We start from the raw sequence: 18660 nt of genomic DNA, 5'->3' as shown, positions 1-18660 counted from the left end.
TTATTGGAAAGTTCTTAGGTAATGACCGACTTTAATTCATACAAAAAACGCAGCGAAAACCAAACCTGCTGCGTTTTAAAAAATTCACCTAACTAACTGACAACTATTCACTGTCCTGTACTCCCGCCGGAATCCCTATGACTCCCCACCGAATAATTCTGATCCTCCCCCGGCTTCGCACCTGGATTGATCCCAGGCAGGTGATCATCGTTATTCCTTTTCTTCCTGCGTACATCGATGAAATAGGCAAAAATCAAAATCCCTGCAATCATGACCCAGAACCACCACATAGCCATCGCCTCCTTTTCATATCCTATGACAATCCGGCGATCCTTAAAACTCTACATAAAACGGATGAGTCTCTTCGTCCAGACAATATCTGATCCTCTCCCTGAAATTCGGGAACGTCACCATTTCCAGCGCCTGCTCAATAGGAAAAAATCCAACCTCAAGGCTCTCATCAGAAGTGGTCGGCGTACCGCCAACCGGCTTGGCCAAAAACAACGTGTTACAGATTGATTGTTCCACGTTTTGAAAAATACCGCAGAACTTAGTGATTTCGACTTCGATCCCGGATTCCTCGATTGTTTCCCTGATTGCCGCCTCTTTCAGCGATTCACCTTCTTCCACTTGGCCACCGGGCATTTCCCAGCCCATTCTCGGTCCTTTGATCAGAAGCATCTCCCCCTGATTATTAATGACAATCGTGGCAGCAGAGACGATATGCTTTGGCGGTGTAGATGCTTGTTGCGTACTTTGATTTGAACTCATCCGACATTCTCCATCCTATATGTTTTTAAAAAATTATAATACCCTTATTTTACCATGCACCCAAAAGTAATGGTCCGAAAATTTACATAAAAATGCCCCGTGAAAAATCACGGGACATTTCCTAAAAGCCAGCTCTTACTTCCGCTGACATCCTCTATTCTCTTATTTAAAAACCGGCTCCTTAAACTGCGCCAACTTCTCCAATGATGACTTATCCACTTCTTCATGAAGGGAATTGCCATGAGAATCCATCGTCACGACCGCAGTGAACCCTTCAACATTCAAGTGCCACATAGCTTCAGGAATACCAAATTGCATCAGGTCTACTCCGTCCACACCTTTGATGCAGTCAGCATAATACTGCGCCGCTCCGCCGATCGCGTTCAAGTAAACACCGCCGTGCTCCCTCAAGGCAGCAAGCGTCTTAGGACCCATTCCGCCTTTACCGATGACCGCGCGGATACCGAAACGCTTCATAATGTCTCCTTGATAAGGCTCTTCACGAATCGACGTCGTCGGTCCAGCCGCTTTCACGTGCCAGTTGCCTTCGTCGTCCTTCAGCATGACCGGTCCGCAGTGGTAAATAATCTGCCCGTCAAGATCAACCGGCGCATCATTGTCACTCAAATGTTTGTGGATTGCGTCGCGTCCCGTATACATCCGGCCGTTGATCTGCACAACGTCTCCCACCTTCAGTTCGCGGATTTGCTCTTCTGTGATCGGCGCTTGAAGCGTCACTACATTCGGCGTTTCTCCAGAATCAGCAGCTGCCGTCTCCAGTTGTGCCTCGGACCCTTGAGTCAAATCAATCTTGTCGCCTTCCTGATAGAACCATTCAGCGATTCCACCGTCGGAATCAAGCTTTACACCAAGGCGTCTGAATGCCCAGCAGTTATACGCAACCGAAACGAAGAAGCTTGCAGGGATGCGGTTCATCACGCCGACCTTACAGCCAAGAAGCGTCGTTTCCCCGCCGAAGCCCATTGTCCCGATGCCAAGTTCGTTCGCGTTATCCATCACATATTCTTCTAACTTGCGAAGATCTTCATTAGGATTCACATCATCGACTGAACGGAAAAGCTGTTCCTTCGCCAGATCATATCCTGAAGAACGATCTCCGCCGATACCGACTCCGATGAAGCCGGCGCTGCATCCCTGACCCTGTGCCTGGTACACGGAATGCATCACACACTTGCGGATTCCGTCAAGGTCGCGCCCTGCACGGCCCAGCCCTTCAAGTTCACAAGGAAGACTGTACTGGATGTTTTTATTTTCACAGCCGCCGCCTTTCAAAATCAGACGCGCATCCACATAATCCTTTTCCCATTGCTCGAACTTGACGACAGGCGTACCAAGACCGAGATTGTCACCTGAGTTCGCGCCGGTCAATGAATCAACTGAGTTTGGACGCAGCTTACCGTCTTTCGTCGCCTGTACCATCGCCGCATAAATCGCATCTTTGATTTCCAGCTGATTCACACCGACCGGAGTCTTTATTTTAAATGTAGGAAGACCTGTATCCTGACAAATCGGAGATACATTGTCATCCGCCATCTTTACGTTATTCGAAATCGTATCAAGGCTCATCGCCGCTCGCGTCCCCGCATTCTCTCGCTCTTTCGCAGAACGGATCGCACGGCGCACATCCTTCGGCAGGTTCGTGGACGTTTCCACGATCAAGTCATACATACTTTGCTGCAATGTCTCTTTATTCATCATTCTTCCCCATTCCCCTTTACCACTTGAATTGTACAAACGATTCATGATTTTTCACCAATCATTATACTCCTATAAGAATCGGATTGAAAGGGATTTCACAAAGGAAATTCCTTTTGGAAATAACAGGACACTTCATCCTCATGAGTCTCCGAGTACCCGTTCTTTTTATAAAATTGAATGGCATCCGCCCACTGTTTATTCGTTTCAAGGATCAGCTTCCGTGCGCCCAGGGTATGTGCCTTATTTTCCAAATGGGAAAGCATCCGCCGGCCGAGTCCGTGCTTCCGGTAAGGCTTCAACACAGACATCCTCACGACCTGAAACGTATCTTCGGATTCCCTCCGGATCGCCCCGGTACAAACCATTCTATCCCCGTCCATCCCCACATAAAATAATAAATCATCCCCCTGCATGTATTCACTCCAGATGTCCTGGATATCGGGGTTCAGGGTGTGGTCGATGAAACCGAATCGCTCAAGGAAACCCGCCAGGATCACTTCCTTCGCTGCGGGGCACTGCTCTTTATGTATCGCCTGGATTTGCATATGTATCTCTCCTTTATATGTGAACCACTGTTATATATTTGACTCAGGGGATAAAATCCCTTCCGGAAGTCAGGGGGATTTTGACAGGGTTCATCATTTTCCGGGAAATAAAGCCAAATACCCCTATGTATATTGCTTCCTATTACAAAAGATTCAGTTTGTATAATATGGAAAAAGAAATATTGACTGTAATTTCCACCTAAGATAGAATAAGGCCGTCCTAAAATATTTCATCTAGACTGGGAGGTAAGGATTTTGAAACAAAGAATACTGGCAGCATTACTATCTTCCTCTGTCATCAGTTGTATTTACCTTATTTCAGAATACGGAGTAAGGGAAATCATGAAAGAATTTTCAATTTCTACAATACTTGTATTTATAGCCTACACTGCTTTATTTTTTTTGATTTATTTGATCATTGCAACTCCAATTCAAATACTTATCGAAAAGTGGTCTGCTAAAAGTTTTTCCATTCCCGGACTATTCATCCTGTTGACTTTTTCATTTATTTTCCATTATTTAATTTATCATTTTTTCAATGATTATCAGCCCTTTTTCGAAAATCCTGACATATTCTTTTCCATTTTTGCAACTGCTTTCATATACTGGATGATTAATTCCTTAGTAAAATTAAAAAGATTAAAAGCTACATAACCAAAGGGATCCATTTCTTTAAATGGATCCCTTCGTCTGTGTTACATGGAAATATTAAAATATTCTTGCGGCATACCCGGTGCTAACATAATGAAATCCCATTCGCTATCTACCATGTATTTCTCTAATGGCACCATTACATCACTTGCATATACAGCCATATAGAACTCATGGCTCGGAGCTTTATCGTGTGATCCATTAATACTTAAAGAAGGAGAAGAGGTAAGGGTCGCATCATAATAGTAAGTAATATTTGGATATTCTGCACCAAATGGAATACCCACATCATGCTTTACTCTCCATTGCATTTTACTGCTTGATGAGTAATCCTCGAGTACTTCTATTCCTGATTCAGAAGCTGTGTCACTTTCAATAATGTCGGTACAAGCTGAATCACTGCAGCGATGGGACTCACCAACATCTTTGTTATAGAAAAAGTCATTCCACGTAAGGTATGCATTAACATCAACTCTTGTTCGATAAGAATTAGAGAAGTAATTATACCCTCTGCCGTCACCCTTCAGATAAGTTCCGTTAAAAGGCTTAGGGTCTTCTACTGAGTCTTGCGGTATAAAAGTCGTATATCTGAAAATGTAATTTCTCCAATCTGAGGTGCCAGGGAAGGATGCTGCTTTTAACAAGTTATTTCCCGATTCACTTTCTGGCGTTTTAATTAAGGCTTCTTTTTCCACTAAATAGGATTCGGTATTTTCAGGAGTCTTAACAATATTTGTAAGAGATCCTTTTACAGCATACATTTCTCTTAGTTGCCGGGGGTTGAATTCTTTCAGCTTCTCTTGACCAATTTGCTCATTGATCAGGTTTTTTTGTTCCTGATCTACTTCGGTTTCGCTAATGACTTTGTATGAATATCTTTCACCTGGTTTTACATTCCGGTCTGTGAAAGTCAAATTTTTGGTTTGACCTATCTTTTTCCCATCTTTATAAATCTCGTACAATCCGTCATCGTCTGGAAGTGACGCCCATTTTAATTTCACTTCCTCAGAAGTGGCGATATTTTCAAGTGTATTACCGCTTACTTTTTTGGACATGACATCTTCTTTCAAACTATTTTGCTGGTTATACATGATCGACTTAGTTGATTTTGTCTGGTCAGCTTTTTGGTTATCCACTTTTACATTTACTACTTTTTCAAGTTTGTTATTTTCATAGATTCCTACTTTGTATTTATTAAAGTCCTCTTGTATTGAATCTTTCCAATCCGGGGAAGTACCCTCATAAATTAATTCCCCCTTGTTATATACTTTGTAGTAATCAGCCTTTTCATGAATATGTACATTTAAAGATGAATCAGTTTGTTTAACAGTAAATTCTGGTTCGTTGGCAGAAGCACTATTTCCAGCCAGCAATAGGCCTCCTAACAATAGACTTCCGAATAACATTTTCTTCAATGTAATTTTCCTCCTATTTTGGTAAATTAATCACAATTAGTCATTATAAATAAATTGAAAAAAATTTCCACTGTTTCCAGTATAAATGAGACAAAAATCACCGATAAACTCTAAGTTGTTTTCCTTTTTAATACAAAAGAACCCCTTTTATCCAAAGAGGCAATATAGGTAAATAAGAACTATAATAAAAAAAGAGCCCCATCACCAGGACTCTCATTCACTCTTCTTAAACTGTTCGCATTTCGTCTCTATATCATCGATCATGGAAATCAAACGATCGATATCTTCTACATCAGCCTGCTCGGGGTCGATTGAATCTAACACATCGACAAACAGGTTCAAACGCTGTTTCAGGTAATCAACCTGTGAGTTTTTATCGTTTACGGCTTTGCCCAAGAGAATCTCTCCTTTCATACCTTTATTATGGTAACCAATAACTTTCGGATTGACAAGGGGGGGCACAGTTTTCAATAATGAGTTAGTGACTTATTGTAAAGGAGTTTTTACTATATGAAACCAACCACTCTCTTCAAGAAAATGTCGATTGACCATGACCCTTGGGAGGCTTACCTGGATGTTGAGGAGCATGGCGGCATCACGCTTTCCAACATTGAATTTACGACGACCACACTCTGCAATATGCGGTGTGAGCACTGTGCAGTCGGCTACACTCTGACGCCGAAGGATCCTGAGATCCTGCCGATGGATACCGTCTTTCAGCGCCTTGATGAAATCACGACGCTCCGTTCTCTTAGTATTACCGGAGGCGAGCCGATGCTTTCAAAAAAATCAGTGGAACATGTTGTGCTCCCCCTTCTTAAATACGCACATTCCAGAGGCGTACATACACAGATCAACTCGAACCTGACGCTCGACCTTGACCGTTACTTATTGATTGCCCCGTATCTGGATGTGTTACACATTTCCCATAACTGGGGCACCACGGATGAGTTCATTGATGTCGGATTTGCCAATATGGAGAGAAAGCCTACCCGCGAGCAGCGTCAGAAGCTGTTTGACCGGATGATCGAAAACAGCCGCGCGCTTTCTGAAGCCGGTGTCCTTGTATCGGCCGAGACGATGCTGAACAAAAATACGCTTCCTTATCTTGAAAAAATCCACCGCCAGGTTGTCGATGAAATGAAGTGCGGACGTCACGAAATTCATCCGATGTACCCTTCAGACTTCGCTTCAAGCCTTGAGACTCTATCACTCGATGAAACCCGCGAGGCCATTAAAAACATCCTCCAGTTCCGTGATGAAGATGTGTGGATGCTATTCGGTACACTGCCGTTCTACCCATGCAGTTCATCAGAAGAAGACCGTGAATTGCTGAAGAAGCTGTACGCTGCCAAAAATGTAAGTGTGCGCAATGACCCTGACGGCCGATCCCGCTTGAACGTCAATATCTTCACAGGCGATGTCATCGTAACTGACTTTGGTGACACACCGCCGCTTGGCAATATCATGAATGATGCCCTTCCTGACATCTTCGATAAATGGCAGGATCAGGAGCTTGCAAAGGAGTTGAACTGCCACTGTCCGGCAGCCCGCTGTCTGGGACCGAATGTATTGGTGAAATCCATGTATTATAAGGATGTCGATTTTTCTAAGCGAAAAGCTCTGATCGAACGTTAACCATAAAATGCCCAGCTTCCACTTGAAGCTGGGTCCTTTTTTTAAATAGGAGTTCTTCATGCCCCCGATCAAACAAAAAAAACACCCCGGAACAGGAGATCCGAAGTGTTTTTATTTAGGTGTTTTGTTGTTGATCGGTGCCGTTTCACGGGCCGCTTTCTCAAATGGCTGTTCACCTAGTCCATAGCGCTTGATTCGTTCTGCATAATACTTCGCGCGCCTCGATCCGAACCAGAGTCTCATCGCTGTCGCCAACACAAGTACAGCTCCAAATACTAATAAATATTCCATGAAAGTATCCCTCCTTTTATTTAGAGTATTCTGAATATTATAACATATGCCTAAAAAAATTTAAAGGTATTGTTGGAGATATTTATATTCCACCATTCGACACATTCTAAACATTTTCCAAAACATTTAATAAAGACCCGGCCTCTGAACGCTTGATTCGCTAGAAGACGGGCCTCATTCATTCGATTATCTCGGTACTTCACTTGCCATGAATCCAAAGTGCACGTGATCCTGGATTGGGATCCATGCTCCTACTCCTTGGGACGTCACATTTTTGACGACAATTGAACGCTTGGTCCCTTTCATTTGCAGATATACTTCCCCGTAGGTCACTTTCCCTTTTTCATTGATGGCAGGTGCGTAGGCGTAGAGATAACCCAGGCGTTTTGGCGAAATATTATAAACCTGGTTCTTCTTCGTGCCTGCCCCGACGATCGTCTGGAACGCGAGCGGAAGCTGTGAGTTGTCCATCGCTTTGATCATCATCATTTTTTCGACATCGTCAGCATGAGGGACTTTCGCCGTCAGGCCGCCTTTGACTACCTTCTGTGCTTCTTGTACATAGTGGATTTGGTAATTGCCTTTTCCACCGCGGTTATCATAATAATTCGTGTTGATCTTCTGGTATTCCCAGTTGGGGGATGTCTCGGTCGAAGCGTAATTCAACGGCCATTCCCCTAAATAGATGGTCGCGCGCAATCCGATGGTCGGCGCCTTATTTATCGAAGATTCATTCAGAATGCGGATCAAGTTCGGGTTTTCGATTCTTACATTGGCGGTATCCAAGAGCTCCTGTGTGAATTCGCTAGGCTGCAGATAAGGCTGATCCTGCGTGGAATTCGGGTATGTGTTTTCCTTCGCAATGTTCAGGACGGAATTGGGAATCGTGACTTTTGCAGAATCCGCTTCTTTTTTCGGAGCGGGACTCTTTTCAGCATGTGTGCCGGAAGCGGCGACAAAAAATGCGAGAATGAACATGAGAACAGTACGCATTAATTTCATTTAAATAGACTCCTTTCAACTTTAACTTAAGGGTTTGCCCTTAGTTTTTTCATAGTTGCAGGAGCTTATCCATGAAAAAAATAAAATCTAATAACTGAAAGAATATTTACAAAATTCGATAAATATTTTATAATGAAGTCACCTGGAGGGTTGTCAGACATCTTAGAATGCTGACAGTTTTTCATAAGTAATTCCTATTTTCCCAAAAAGGCAGCGGGTCCATTCGTGGACACCGCTGTTTTTTTGGTTTCATAACTGCCACCTGGGCTTCCTGATCTTTCTTTTGCTCTTTCTAAAGCTGCCTCATTACAAAAGATAAAAACCGATACCCATGATAAAGTAAGCGGCCAGTAAGGTGAGTCCTTCAAACCAATTTGTCTCCCCATCATTCGAGATGATGATTGTGACAAGTACTGCTGATACCATGGCGACCAGCTCCGGCAGGGTAAAGACGAGCGGCATGCTTGTTTCGAAGAACAGCGAAATGAACACGAGCACCGGTGCGACGAACATGGCAATCTGCAGGGTTGAACCGACTGCAATTTCGACGGCGATGTCCATCTTGTTTTTATAGGCCATGATGATGGCGGAAGCATGCTCCGCGGCATTCCCGACGATCGCGACGATGATGACCCCGATGAACAGCTCACTCCAGCCGAAAGCAGTGCCGACCTCTTCAAAAGTGTGCACTAAGCTTTCTGATACGTATGCAACGGCTGCCGTGGATGCCGCCAGGATGAGGAGTGCCTTTCCTTTGCTCCATTCCGGCTCTTCTTCATGGGCATGCTCTCCATGACCCTCATCATGCTGATATACCCCGCGGTGCGTGACGAGCTTGAAGAAAAGCGCAAATAAATAAAGTGCGATCAGAATGCCTGCCACTCCAAGGCTCATCGTCATCGTTGCTGCATCATCCATCTCCTGTGCGAACACTTCTGGGATGACGAACGCGACGATGACAGCGAACATCAGGAGGCCCGAATTGTGGCGGGCATCGAACACATTGAATTTCTGGCGTTTGAATTTGATCCCCCCGACGAAGAATGAAAGTCCCGCCACCAGCAGCAGGTTTCCAAGTACAGACCCTGTCAGTGAGGCCAGTACGACACCGATCAGTCCTGCTTTTAACGCAAAGATAGAGATGATAAGTTCAACTGCATTTCCGAAGGTGGCATTCAACAATCCGCCGATCCGCGGGCCGGAAATCACGGCCAGACTCTCCGTCGCCCTTCCCATAAAGCCTGCAAGTGCGATGATCGTCACACAGTACACGGCAAACATCATGACGGTCGGCCAGTGAAGAAGATTTCCGATGACTGATAACGGAACGCCTCCCAATACAAGAATCAAGAAGATTTTATGCACAGTGCAGTCCTCTTTTCCTAAGAATATTTAAGGTCCCTTACCTAGTGTATGGAGACGGTAAATTTTTTTTGCCAACAAACTCATGAAACCCATGGAGAAAAGACACATTAATAGATAGAACTTTTTCCAGGAGGGACTTTTTATGACAAATACGCTAAAAGGTAAAGTAACCAAGCTGTTTTCCCACCACAAGGTCGGGACACTCGCAACCATCCGTGACAACAAGCCGTATTCACGTTTCATGATGTTCAACAATGATGATCTAACTCTTTACACAGCCACAAATGAGCACGCCCATAAAGCGGAGGATATCGCGCAAAATCCGAATGTTCATATCCTCCTCGGCTATGACCGCGACTCAGATCATGAACATTATGTAGAAATAGAAGCGAAGGCATCCATCGAGGACTCAGCAGAACTCAAGAAAAAATTCTGGTCGGAACAGCTCAAGCATTGGATCGCAAGCCCCGACGACCCTGAATACATGCTGCTCAAACTAAGCCCGGCCACCATCCTCTACTACGAAAAACCAGGCAAGGAGCCACAGGAACTGACACTTTAGCACAGTGAGGGACGGGCTTTTAACGCATTAACGCAGTCTGGGACGGGCCTTTCGTTTTGGTTTTACCAGCTGATACCACTTTATTCCCACATTCTACCGTGCTTGAAACCAAAAAAAACGGGCCTTCAAGGGAAATGATTTCTCCCTTGAAGGCCCGTCCCTCGTTACTGCAGTGCGTTACTGCGTGACGAGTTCGAAGGTTTCTTCGATTTTGATGGAGTCCTGCACGGATTGGACCATGGAACAGTTTTTGCGTGTAAGCTTCATGGCTTTTTCGATTTTCTTCTCGTTCAGATTCTCTCCCTTGATTGTGAAATGCAGCGAAATTTCTTCTACACGGTTCGCTTCGTCTTCATTTCTGACGACATCCGCTTTAATATGGATATCATCGAATTCGATACGCATTTTCTCGAGCACCTTTCGAAGGACACCGCCGCTGCAGACCGCTATAGACGAAACGAGCAGCTGGAATGGACGGAATCCATACTCTTCGTTACCTGACACCTCCAGCTTCCCAAATCCCAGGTCAGAATAAAATCCGCCTTCCTGCATTTTGAATTCCATTACCCTCATCCTTTCTCTCATATCATGATTGCTCTAAATTTTACTCTATCCGCTCCCCATTGCCAAACAATCGAATCCGGGGTACCATCTAATAAGGAAATTACTAGTTTAGGAGTTTTTGCACATGAATCAATCATTATCTTTCCGCTTCTGGGTACTGGTGGCCATCGTCGCGATTTCAGGCTTCTCTCAAGGGATGCTCCTGCCGCTGATCGCGATCATCTTCGAGCAGGACGGCCTTTCCTCTTCATTGAATGGCCTGAACGCCACCGCCCTCTATATAGGAATCTTACTTGCTTCACCACTGATGGAAAAACCGCTACAGAAAATCGGCTACAAACCGATGATCATCATCGGCGGAATCGTTGTCGCCCTGTCACTCTTCCTTTTTCCATTATGGAAGTCGTTCTGGTTTTGGTTTGCGCTCCGTTTGTTCATCGGGATCGGCGATCATATGCTGCACTTCGCCACCCAAACATGGATCACATCTTTCTCACCAAAAGAGCATCGCGGCAGAAACATATCGATCTACGGGGTTTCATTCGGAATAGGATTTGCGGTCGGACCGCTGATGGCACAGCTCATCGAGTACAGCCAGGCGCTTCCGTTTATGATTTCTTCGGCTTTGAGCCTGCTCGTCTGGAGCTTCGTCTTTAAATTGAAAAACGAATTCCCCGAGCAGCAAAATATAGGCAGTGCTTCGTTCCTAGGATCATTCCAGCGCTTCGGGAAGGTCTTGAAATATGCATGGGTCGCGCTTCTTCCGCCGCTTGGCTACGGTTTCCTTGAAGCATCGCTCAACGGAAACTTCCCGGTATTCGCCCTCCGAAACGGAATATCGGTCGAAGCCGTCTCGATCCTGCTTCCTGCATTCGCTGTCGGAAGCATCATTTCGCAGGTACCGCTCGGTGTGATGAGTGACAAATACGGCAGACAGAATGTCCTTCTCATCGTCATGATGATCGGATTCCTATGCTTTACCGCTGCCGGTTTCGTCTCGGAATCAACAATCGGCTTATTCACCTGCTTCACACTTGCCGGCATGGCGGTCGGATCGACTTTCTCCCTCGGAATCAGTTATATGACCGATCTTCTTCCGAAGGAATTGCTTCCTGCCGGGAATATCATGTGCGGCATCTTCTTCAGCTTCGGTAGCATGATGGGCCCGTTCATCGGCGGGATCGTGATCGAATGGTTCAGCGGACCGAGCTTCTTCTATATGATCAGCTTGATGATGCTTGTGATTTTCGTAAGCCTTCTCGTCTTCTCCGTTCAAAACAGGCGCCGGGAAGTCACACAAAATTAATCCGCACAAAATCCTTTTCTTTCACATAAAGATATGGTACTATCAGATTATAATAATTATAAATTAAAAACTTCTTTAAAAAGTCCAATCCACACACGCATAGATTTGCTGTCATCCTTAACAGGTGGCAGCTTTCGTCGTTTTATAAGGATAATGACGTTGATTATTATTATCAATTAGAAATTCCTATTTTCATTTAAACAAAAGGAGGAGTACCCTATGAGCTCACAATCCAAAGCCATGTCACTCGGAAATCCCAAAGAACAGATCCATTTCCTTGAAAAAATAAAACCACACGCTGAATTGATCGCAGCGCTTGTAAGCGGTGTGTTCATCCTGCTGGGATGGCTCTTCTCGAAAGGAGACACTGACACTCTGAGCACCGTCTCCTATCTGCTCGCCTTCGCGATCGGGGGATTCGCCAAAGCCAAGGAAGGAATCGAAGAAACGATTGAGAACAAGGAACTCAATGTCGAAATGCTGATGATTTTTGCAGCGGTCGGTTCTGCCATCATCGGCTACTGGACGGAAGGTGCCATCCTCATCTTCATCTTTGCAGTCAGCGGAGCCCTTGAAACATACACGATGAACAAGAGTCAGAAAGAAATCTCCGCCCTGATGGAAATGCAGCCGGAAGAAGCCTGGCTGGTGACTTACTCAGGTGAAAAGAAAGTCCATGTCTCGAGCCTTGATATCGGTGACCACATTCTGATCAAGCCTGGTGAGCGTGTACCTACTGATGGGGTAGTCGTAAAAGGAAAGACTTCCATTGATGAAGCCGCGATTTCCGGTGAAGCGGTGCCGGTCACAAAAGCTTCAAGCGATGAAGTGTTCGCCGGGACGGTCAATATCAACGGTGCCATCACCGTCGAAATGACTAAGCCGAGCAGCGAAACATTATTCCAGAAAATCATTGACCTTGTGCAATCCGCCCAGAGTGAAAAATCCCCTTCCCAGCAGTTCATCGAACGCTTTGAAGGCACGTATGTCAAAGTGGTCCTTGCCGTGGTCTTCCTGATGATGTTCCTCCCTCATTTCCTGATCGGATGGAGCTGGACGGAGACCTTCTACCGCGCGATGGTACTGCTCGTTGTCGCTTCACCTTGCGCCCTTGTAGCATCGATCATGCCGGCAAGCTTGTCTGCCATCTCAAACGGCGCACGCCACGGGATCCTTTTTAAAGGAGGCGCCCACCTGGAGAACCTGAGCAACCTGAAAGCCATTGCATTTGATAAAACAGGTACACTTACGAAAGGGAAACCTGCCGTTACGGATACACTCATCGCTGAAGGATTTGACGGGCAGGAAGTCATGACCATCATCGCTTCCATTGAAAATCAATCGAACCACCCGCTCGCTCAGGCAATCGTCGGGCATGTACGCAAGGAATTGAAGACTGGCCTCTTCCAGCCGGATTCGCTCCAAGACGTGTCAGGCTGGGGTGTCAAAGCCTTAGTAGACGGTTCAGAGTGGAAAATCGGGAAAGCTGATTTTGTCGGAAAAGAACAGGCCGCCAATTACATGAACGGTGCTTACAGCGGGCTCGCATCAGAAGGTAAAACCACGGTTTTCGCCGCTAAAGATGGTGAAATCGCAGCGCTGATCGCACTGAAAGACGTCGTTCGCAAGGAAACGATCGAAGCCCTCGAATTACTGAAAAAAGAAGGCATCGAAACGATCATGCTCACCGGTGATAATGAAAAGACCGCCCATGCCATCGCGAAAGAAGCAGGCGTCACGTCCCTGATCGCTGAATGCCTCCCTGAAACGAAAGTGGAAGAACTGAAGAAACTGAAGAACCACTTCGGAACGGTCGCAATGGTCGGAGACGGAATCAACGATGCCCCTGCTCTCGCAACGGCAAACGTCGGCATCGCGATGGGTGAAGGAACAGACGTCGCCCTTGAAACCGCGGACGTCGTACTGATGAAAAACGACCTCACCCGTATCGCTGAAGCTATCAAACTATCGAAGAAAATGAAGCGTATCGTCCAGCAGAACGTCGTCTTCTCTATCGGCGTCATCATGGTCCTGATCGCTTCCAACTTTCTGCAGCTGCTTGACCTTCCATATGGGGTCATCGGGCATGAAGGAAGTACGATTTTGGTTATTTTAAATGGATTGCGCTTGTTGAAATCTTGAATTTAAAAAACTCGCCTGATTGTTATTCGGGCGAGTTTTTCCTTTGAATTGAACATTTTAACCTGCATCAGCCAATCCGCATTTCCCGGCTTAGCTGCCATGATGCTTATCGAGCATCTCTTTTAAATACTCCTCTGATTTTCCCTTTGGAATACTGAGGCTTTTCCAGCGATCATCTTTTACCTGTTTACCGATATATACGAGCTGTCCCACATGATACGCATAATGGGCCAACTGCCTCTCGATGGCCTCCATCACCAAATGACGTTCTCCCCGAATGGTGATGGTTTTTAATAGATCCTGTTCAGTCAACCCCGTCAATGCATCCATCAGAATCTGCCAGCCCTTTTCCCATACCAACTTCACTTCTGATTTCGAAGAAAGATCATGATTGAATTCTTCATCCCGATTCCGAAAAGCCTTCTCGCCATCTGAAGTCAAAAAGTCCGTCCATCTTGAAAGCATGTTTCCGCTCATGTGCTTCACGATGGTTGCTGCACTATTTGACTCATTGTTATACATCCAAAAGATGGCTTCTTCAGATAATTGGTTAATGGTTTTATCCCCCAGGCTTTTCACGCTCTTAAATCGTTCAATGATTATTTTCAAATATTCGTGTCCGATGTTCATAAGTCCCCTCCTCTTTTACTAGAAGAAATCCTCCCAATCTCTTGGATCACTCCACTAACATCATTCGTATCCCTTATGACAAATAAATAATCGGCTTCCCCTTCCACCGGAGAGGTCACACCATTTTTGTCCGACTCTGCATTCTGCCGCGCAAGCACTTCTTCAAAAGTAGCAGCACTCCTGAAAATTTTTTTACTTCTTGAACTAGCTGCAATACGTTCCTTCAGAACACGGTCGGGCAAATCGAAATTGACCAGGATACTCGTGAACCCCTTATTGTGAAAATAATCAAGCAAATCCTGCCGCCCGCTCCTGCTTCGGTTGGAATTACAGATGATGAGATGGCAGCCGGTTTCTTCGATTGCATGATCGACAATCGTCTTCGTAACGGCATATTTGATCGTGTTCGGGCCCTCTTTTGCCAATAACTTACTATAATATGTGTTGATGAACTCTGCATGGCGGTCCTGATCGACCACAACGGCGTTCTCCAGTTGTTTTTCTAATTTCGTTGCGAATGTCGACTTTCCGCTGTGTGTCTTGCCGACGGTCATGATGACTAAACGTTCCATCCTGCTCCCCCATTCCGAATTCTATTTTAGTAGATTCACAGTTCCTTCCTGTTGTCATTTCCATTGATTTAAAAAAATTCCCACAACAAAGACTCATCCTAAAAGACAGCCATACTTATTTATCCTAATTTTACCATAATCACTGCTCACCAGTAGAACATTTCCAAGGATATAAAAATCGCCCCGTGCCATTCACGGGGCGATTTGCAGAATAATAGATTTGTTTAAGCTGAAAACCGCTCCAACCGGCGCAGCCAAGCCGTCAGCAACACGGCTCCACCGACCATCAGAGCACCGATCCAAGGTGTATGAATCAGTCCGATGCCATCCACGATGATGCCGCCGACAAAGGATCCGATGGCAATCCCGACGTTGAAGGCCGCGATATTCAGTGCGGATGCCACATTAACGGCTGATGGCACGTATTTTTCCGCCAGATTCACGACAAGGACCTGGAGCCCCGGAACATTCATGAAAGCAAACAATCCCATCAGGAAGATTGCGATCAATCCGGCAGTCTTGAATGGTGCCGCAAACGTCAATGCAACGAGAATGACCGCCTGCAGGATGAACATCCAGAATAATGCCTTAAGAGGATTTTTATCCGAAGCTTTCCCTCCGACCACGTTACCGATCGCAACTGCGATTCCATAGACAAGCAGGATGATGCTTACCCATTTTGAACTGAATCCTGTGACATTTTCCAATAGCGGAGTCAGATACGTAAATGCCACGAATGTCCCGCCATATCCAAGTGCTGTGATGGTAAACGCCAATAGTAACTTTCCATTACGTAAAATCTTCAGCTGTTCACTGAATTTCGCAGGTGGTGCTTCTTTTAAGTCTTTCGGTACAAGAATGGAGCTGGCTATGATGCCGATGATTCCGAGCAGGGCCACTCCCCAGAACGTCGCTCTCCAGCCAAACGCCTGCCCGATGAACGTTCCAAGCGGGACACCTGTAACGGTCGCGACGGTCAGACCGGTAAACATGAATGCGATCGCACTCGCCCGTTTATTGGCAGGCACTAAATCCGCGGCAATCGTCGAACCGATTGAAAAGAAGATACCATGTGAAAAGGCCGTGATGAACCGGGCGGCAAGAAGCAGCCCGAAGCTCGATGACAACGCAGAAACAGAGTTCCCTGCGATAAATAAAATCATCAGGGACATGAGCAGCGTCTTCCGGCTCATTTTACTTGTCAAAGCAGTAAGGATCGGGGCACCGATCGCCACTCCGACTGCATATCCGGAAATCAATAATCCGGCAAGTGTGATCGAAATCGATAAATCATCTGCAATGGATGATAATAATCCAACCGGGACAAATTCCGTCGTCCCGATTCCAAACGCGGAGATCGCCAGCGCCAATAATGCCGGCGTCCCTCCTTTTGATTTTGAGTGATTGATTGTATGTGCATGAGAACTCATGAGAGAATTCCTCCTTATAGATTAAATTCATTTTATTGGGGCGAAACCCAGCTTTTACATACTAAACACCCGGTACTCCCGAAGGCGCCTTTCGCTTTCCCGCATATCCAACATTATGAGGCGTATGGTTCCAAATTGGAATTACGCACTTTAAAGTGCTGTAGGTACCGTGAAGTTCCATAGGCACCTGCAAGTACCGTATGGAATGGTCCTGAAATTTGTCGTACCATCAAGGTACAGGGTCGATTATGCACCCTTCCGGAAAGCTTGAGAAGTACGCACTTTAAAGTGCAATACGCACCCGGAAGTAACCATAAGCCGGCAATCCGCCCATTAGGAAAGGATGATCGGCTGTGTTATATTCATCTGTAAATAATCTCATGAACACTATCATAAGGAACAAGCTATACAGTAAGAAAAGATACTTAGAGGAGGTATACCAATGAAGAAGTACAATATCCCTGTGGAAGCGGCACTTGAAGTCATCGGCGGGAAATGGAAGGTCGTCATCCTTTGCCACCTGATTGATAACGGCACGCTTCGCACCAGCCAGCTGAAACGGATGATGCCGAACATCACCCAGAAAATGCTCACCCAGCAGCTGAGGGAGCTCGAAGCAGATGGCGTCCTAAACCGGATCATCTATAATCAGGTGCCGCCGAAAGTGGAATATGAACTGACTGATTACGGCACCTCTCTGGCTCCCGCCCTGCAGATGCTCTGTTCATGGGGAGAGCAGCATATTGAGAAAACGATATCCGAAGGCGAAGATGTATTGGTGATTTCTGGAGAAAACGAATGACTAAAAACGTAAAAACACCCGGATCCATAAGGATTCAGGGTGTTTTCTTTTTCATCAATTGTCCGTCAGTGAGTAAGAGGCGAATCGGATGTTTTGACTTCGAAACCAAGGTGCATTATATTAATTGACGTGTCAATAATTGACCCCTCAATCTTCTATAGGAGGAGAATGCTTTGTCCAGCGAAGAAAAGATCTTACGTCATCTGAATGATATTTATAAACAGCTGAGCCCGAAATTTGAACGCTGCACCGGTATCAGCCAATCGCGGCTGGACCTGCTGCACAAGCTGATGGAAGTTGACGAAATCAGCCAGCGTGCCCTGCAGCGCGAAGTGAATATCGACAATGCGGCTGTTACTAGGCATTTAAAGCAGCTTGAAGCCAAGGGAATGGTATCACGCAGAAAGAATCCGGACGATAACCGAGTCACATTTGTCAGCCTGACAGATGAAGGAAGGGAAAAAATCAAAGCGTTATGTCAGGAAAAGAAGCAGTTCATTACCCAGGTGCTGAAAGGTTTCAGCATGGATGAACAAGAGATGCTTTCGGATTTACTCATCCGAATTCAGCAAAATGTAAAAGATATTCAACACTAATATAAAGGAGTTTTGCAACATGAACACAACAAGAATCAATGACTTTCAAGACATCATCACAGGACGCCGCTCGATCCGCAACTATGATCCTTCTGTCAAAATCAGCAAAGAAGAAATGACTGAAATTCTGCAAGAAGCGACGCTTGCCCCTTCTTCAGTCAATCTTCAGCCATGGCGCTTCCTTGTCATCGACAGCCCTGAAGGAAAAGAGACATTGGCACCGCTCGCCAAGTTCAACCAAACGCAAGTGAAGACATCTTCAGCAGTCATCGCTGTATTTGTTGACATGAACAGCCTGGATTACGCGGATGAAATCTATGATGAAGCCGTGGAAAAAGGCTATATGCCGGCTGAAGTACGGGACCGCCAGCTTCCTTCAATCAAAGGCCTTCTTGATGTAATGCCAGCAGAACAATACAAAGAAATGAACTTGATTGACGCCGGCCTTGTATCGATGCAGCTGATGCTCGCAGCCCGCGCCCACGGTTACGACACCAATCCAATCGGCGGCTATGAAAAAGATCAAATCGCGGAAGCATACGGCATGGATAAAGAGCGCTACTACCCGGTCATGCTCATATCCATCGGTAAAGCAGCCGATGCAGGCTACAAATCCGTACGCCTGCCGGTCGAAAAAATTACAGAGTGGAAATAATCCG

General features: G+C 45.7%; 21 protein-coding genes. 8 read left to right on the top strand and 13 right to left on the bottom strand.

The genetic code is table 11. From position 1 onward, the window contains the following. Positions 1-107: 107 nt before the first annotated feature. The 4 genes from HWX64_RS02710 to HWX64_RS02695 all read right to left on the bottom strand — a co-directional run bounded on the left by HWX64_RS02710 (position 108) and on the right by HWX64_RS02695 (position 3035). The gene (locus HWX64_RS02710; RefSeq protein WP_175987044.1) at positions 108-290 is read right to left on the bottom strand and encodes a hypothetical protein; all 183 of its coding nucleotides are present in this window, start codon (positions 288-290) and stop codon (positions 108-110) included. A 43-nt stretch (positions 291-333) separates the two neighbouring features. Next, positions 334-771: an NUDIX hydrolase gene (locus HWX64_RS02705; RefSeq protein WP_175987043.1), complete on the bottom strand. Its 438-nt coding sequence runs from the start codon at positions 769-771 to the stop codon at positions 334-336. A 162-nt stretch (positions 772-933) separates the two neighbouring features. Continuing rightward, a complete protein-coding gene (locus HWX64_RS02700; RefSeq protein ID WP_175989601.1) occupies positions 934-2487 on the bottom strand; it encodes a fumarate hydratase in 1554 nt (517 codons plus the stop codon). A 98-nt stretch (positions 2488-2585) separates the two neighbouring features. Continuing rightward, complete coding sequence (locus HWX64_RS02695; RefSeq protein WP_175987041.1) at positions 2586-3035, bottom strand: GNAT family N-acetyltransferase; 450 nt, start codon at positions 3033-3035, stop codon at positions 2586-2588. Between the two features lie 255 nt (positions 3036-3290). Here HWX64_RS02695 and HWX64_RS02690 point away from each other — a divergent pair, with 255 nt between their 5' ends. Continuing rightward, complete coding sequence (locus tag HWX64_RS02690) at positions 3291-3689, top strand: UPF0715 family protein (protein ID WP_175987039.1); 399 nt, start codon at positions 3291-3293, stop codon at positions 3687-3689. A gap of 41 nt (positions 3690-3730) precedes the next feature. Here HWX64_RS02690 and HWX64_RS02685 read toward each other — a convergent pair whose 3' ends face one another. Both HWX64_RS02685 and HWX64_RS02680 read right to left on the bottom strand, forming a co-directional pair. Beyond that, the gene (locus tag HWX64_RS02685; protein WP_175987037.1) at positions 3731-5101 is read right to left on the bottom strand and encodes a hypothetical protein; all 1371 of its coding nucleotides are present in this window, start codon (positions 5099-5101) and stop codon (positions 3731-3733) included. A gap of 213 nt (positions 5102-5314) precedes the next feature. Further along, positions 5315-5497, bottom strand: coding sequence for an SE1561 family protein (locus HWX64_RS02680; RefSeq protein WP_032085683.1), 183 nt, complete (start codon positions 5495-5497; stop codon positions 5315-5317). Positions 5498-5611: 114 nt separating this feature from the next. Here HWX64_RS02680 and yfkAB point away from each other — a divergent pair, with 114 nt between their 5' ends. Then, positions 5612-6739, top strand: a complete 1128-nt coding sequence (gene yfkAB / locus HWX64_RS02675) for a radical SAM/CxCxxxxC motif protein YfkAB (RefSeq protein WP_175987035.1) — start codon at positions 5612-5614, stop codon at positions 6737-6739. 111 nt (positions 6740-6850) lie between these two features. Here yfkAB and HWX64_RS02670 read toward each other — a convergent pair whose 3' ends face one another. From HWX64_RS02670 to cax, 3 genes are all read right to left on the bottom strand, one after another. Then, the gene (locus HWX64_RS02670) at positions 6851-7030 is read right to left on the bottom strand and encodes a hypothetical protein (RefSeq protein WP_175987034.1); all 180 of its coding nucleotides are present in this window, start codon (positions 7028-7030) and stop codon (positions 6851-6853) included. 186 nt (positions 7031-7216) lie between these two features. Next, positions 7217-8032 carry a YfkD famly protein gene (locus HWX64_RS02665; protein WP_175987032.1) on the bottom strand — a complete coding sequence of 272 codons (816 nt, stop codon included), beginning with the start codon at positions 8030-8032 and terminating at the stop codon, positions 7217-7219. A gap of 306 nt (positions 8033-8338) precedes the next feature. Continuing rightward, positions 8339-9397, bottom strand: coding sequence for a calcium/proton exchanger (cax, locus tag HWX64_RS02660; RefSeq protein WP_175987030.1), 1059 nt, complete (start codon positions 9395-9397; stop codon positions 8339-8341). Between the two features lie 142 nt (positions 9398-9539). Here cax and HWX64_RS02655 point away from each other — a divergent pair, with 142 nt between their 5' ends. After that, the gene (locus HWX64_RS02655) at positions 9540-9959 is read left to right on the top strand and encodes a pyridoxamine 5'-phosphate oxidase family protein (protein ID WP_175987028.1); all 420 of its coding nucleotides are present in this window, start codon (positions 9540-9542) and stop codon (positions 9957-9959) included. 177 nt (positions 9960-10136) lie between these two features. Here the strand turns inward: HWX64_RS02655 and HWX64_RS02650 are convergent, their stop codons facing one another. Beyond that, positions 10137-10523 carry an OsmC family protein gene (locus tag HWX64_RS02650; RefSeq protein ID WP_175987027.1) on the bottom strand — a complete coding sequence of 129 codons (387 nt, stop codon included), beginning with the start codon at positions 10521-10523 and terminating at the stop codon, positions 10137-10139. 124 nt (positions 10524-10647) lie between these two features. Here HWX64_RS02650 and HWX64_RS02645 point away from each other — a divergent pair, with 124 nt between their 5' ends. Both HWX64_RS02645 and HWX64_RS02640 read left to right on the top strand, forming a co-directional pair. Continuing rightward, positions 10648-11829, top strand: coding sequence for an MFS transporter (locus tag HWX64_RS02645; protein WP_175987025.1), 1182 nt, complete (start codon positions 10648-10650; stop codon positions 11827-11829). 219 nt (positions 11830-12048) lie between these two features. Further along, positions 12049-13971 (top strand): heavy metal translocating P-type ATPase, encoded by a 1923-nt coding sequence (locus HWX64_RS02640; protein WP_175987023.1) that lies wholly within the window; start codon positions 12049-12051, stop codon positions 13969-13971. Between the two features lie 90 nt (positions 13972-14061). Here HWX64_RS02640 and HWX64_RS02635 read toward each other — a convergent pair whose 3' ends face one another. From HWX64_RS02635 to HWX64_RS02625, 3 genes are all read right to left on the bottom strand, one after another. Continuing rightward, positions 14062-14601, bottom strand: a complete 540-nt coding sequence (locus HWX64_RS02635; RefSeq protein ID WP_175987022.1) for a DUF1572 family protein — start codon at positions 14599-14601, stop codon at positions 14062-14064. Further along, the gene (locus HWX64_RS02630; RefSeq protein WP_175987020.1) at positions 14598-15173 is read right to left on the bottom strand and encodes an ATP-binding protein; all 576 of its coding nucleotides are present in this window, start codon (positions 15171-15173) and stop codon (positions 14598-14600) included. The genes HWX64_RS02635 and HWX64_RS02630 overlap by 4 nt, the downstream gene beginning before the upstream one ends. Before the next feature lie 224 nt (positions 15174-15397). Further along, positions 15398-16603: an MFS transporter gene (locus HWX64_RS02625; RefSeq protein ID WP_175987018.1), complete on the bottom strand. Its 1206-nt coding sequence runs from the start codon at positions 16601-16603 to the stop codon at positions 15398-15400. A 442-nt stretch (positions 16604-17045) separates the two neighbouring features. On the opposite strand from HWX64_RS02625, the gene HWX64_RS02620 reads away from it, so the two are divergent. The 3 genes from HWX64_RS02620 to HWX64_RS02610 all read left to right on the top strand — a co-directional run bounded on the left by HWX64_RS02620 (position 17046) and on the right by HWX64_RS02610 (position 18656). Continuing rightward, positions 17046-17405, top strand: coding sequence for a helix-turn-helix domain-containing protein (locus HWX64_RS02620; protein ID WP_175987017.1), 360 nt, complete (start codon positions 17046-17048; stop codon positions 17403-17405). Positions 17406-17578: 173 nt separating this feature from the next. Beyond that, positions 17579-18001, top strand: a complete 423-nt coding sequence (locus tag HWX64_RS02615; RefSeq protein ID WP_175987015.1) for a MarR family winged helix-turn-helix transcriptional regulator — start codon at positions 17579-17581, stop codon at positions 17999-18001. 19 nt (positions 18002-18020) lie between these two features. Beyond that, positions 18021-18656: a nitroreductase family protein gene (locus HWX64_RS02610; protein WP_175987013.1), complete on the top strand. Its 636-nt coding sequence runs from the start codon at positions 18021-18023 to the stop codon at positions 18654-18656. Positions 18657-18660 lie beyond the last annotated feature (4 nt).

It is taken from the genome of Bacillus sp. Marseille-Q1617 (assembly GCF_903645295.1).
In the GTDB taxonomy this organism is placed as follows: domain Bacteria; phylum Bacillota; class Bacilli; order Bacillales; family Bacillaceae_B; genus Rossellomorea.
The sequence above is the reverse complement of the archived record's forward strand: the minus strand, read 5'-3'. Positions and strand labels throughout refer to the sequence as shown.

Excerpts from the sequence above, each read along its gene's own strand:
- HWX64_RS02710 (WP_175987044.1), bottom strand. The coding sequence starts at position 290 with ATGTGGTGGTTCTGGGTCATGATTGCAGGGATTTTGATTTTTGCCTAT.
- HWX64_RS02705 (WP_175987043.1), bottom strand. The coding sequence starts at position 771 with ATGAGTTCAAATCAAAGTACGCAACAAGCATCTACACCGCCAAAGCAT.
- HWX64_RS02700 (WP_175989601.1), bottom strand. The coding sequence starts at position 2,487 with ATGAATAAAGAGACATTGCAGCAAAGTATGTATGACTTGATCGTGGAA.
- HWX64_RS02695 (WP_175987041.1), bottom strand. The coding sequence starts at position 3,035 with ATGCAAATCCAGGCGATACATAAAGAGCAGTGCCCCGCAGCGAAGGAA.
- yfkAB (WP_175987035.1), top strand. The coding sequence starts at position 5,612 with ATGAAACCAACCACTCTCTTCAAGAAAATGTCGATTGACCATGACCCT.
- HWX64_RS02670 (WP_175987034.1), bottom strand. The coding sequence starts at position 7,030 with ATGGAATATTTATTAGTATTTGGAGCTGTACTTGTGTTGGCGACAGCG.
- HWX64_RS02665 (WP_175987032.1), bottom strand. The coding sequence starts at position 8,032 with ATGAAATTAATGCGTACTGTTCTCATGTTCATTCTCGCATTTTTTGTC.
- HWX64_RS02655 (WP_175987028.1), top strand. The coding sequence starts at position 9,540 with ATGACAAATACGCTAAAAGGTAAAGTAACCAAGCTGTTTTCCCACCAC.
- HWX64_RS02650 (WP_175987027.1), bottom strand. The coding sequence starts at position 10,523 with ATGGAATTCAAAATGCAGGAAGGCGGATTTTATTCTGACCTGGGATTT.
- HWX64_RS02645 (WP_175987025.1), top strand. The coding sequence starts at position 10,648 with ATGAATCAATCATTATCTTTCCGCTTCTGGGTACTGGTGGCCATCGTC.
- HWX64_RS02640 (WP_175987023.1), top strand. The coding sequence starts at position 12,049 with ATGAGCTCACAATCCAAAGCCATGTCACTCGGAAATCCCAAAGAACAG.
- HWX64_RS02635 (WP_175987022.1), bottom strand. The coding sequence starts at position 14,601 with ATGAACATCGGACACGAATATTTGAAAATAATCATTGAACGATTTAAG.
- HWX64_RS02630 (WP_175987020.1), bottom strand. The coding sequence starts at position 15,173 with ATGGAACGTTTAGTCATCATGACCGTCGGCAAGACACACAGCGGAAAG.
- HWX64_RS02625 (WP_175987018.1), bottom strand. The coding sequence starts at position 16,603 with ATGAGTTCTCATGCACATACAATCAATCACTCAAAATCAAAAGGAGGG.
- HWX64_RS02620 (WP_175987017.1), top strand. The coding sequence starts at position 17,046 with ATGAAGAAGTACAATATCCCTGTGGAAGCGGCACTTGAAGTCATCGGC.
- HWX64_RS02610 (WP_175987013.1), top strand. The coding sequence starts at position 18,021 with ATGAACACAACAAGAATCAATGACTTTCAAGACATCATCACAGGACGC.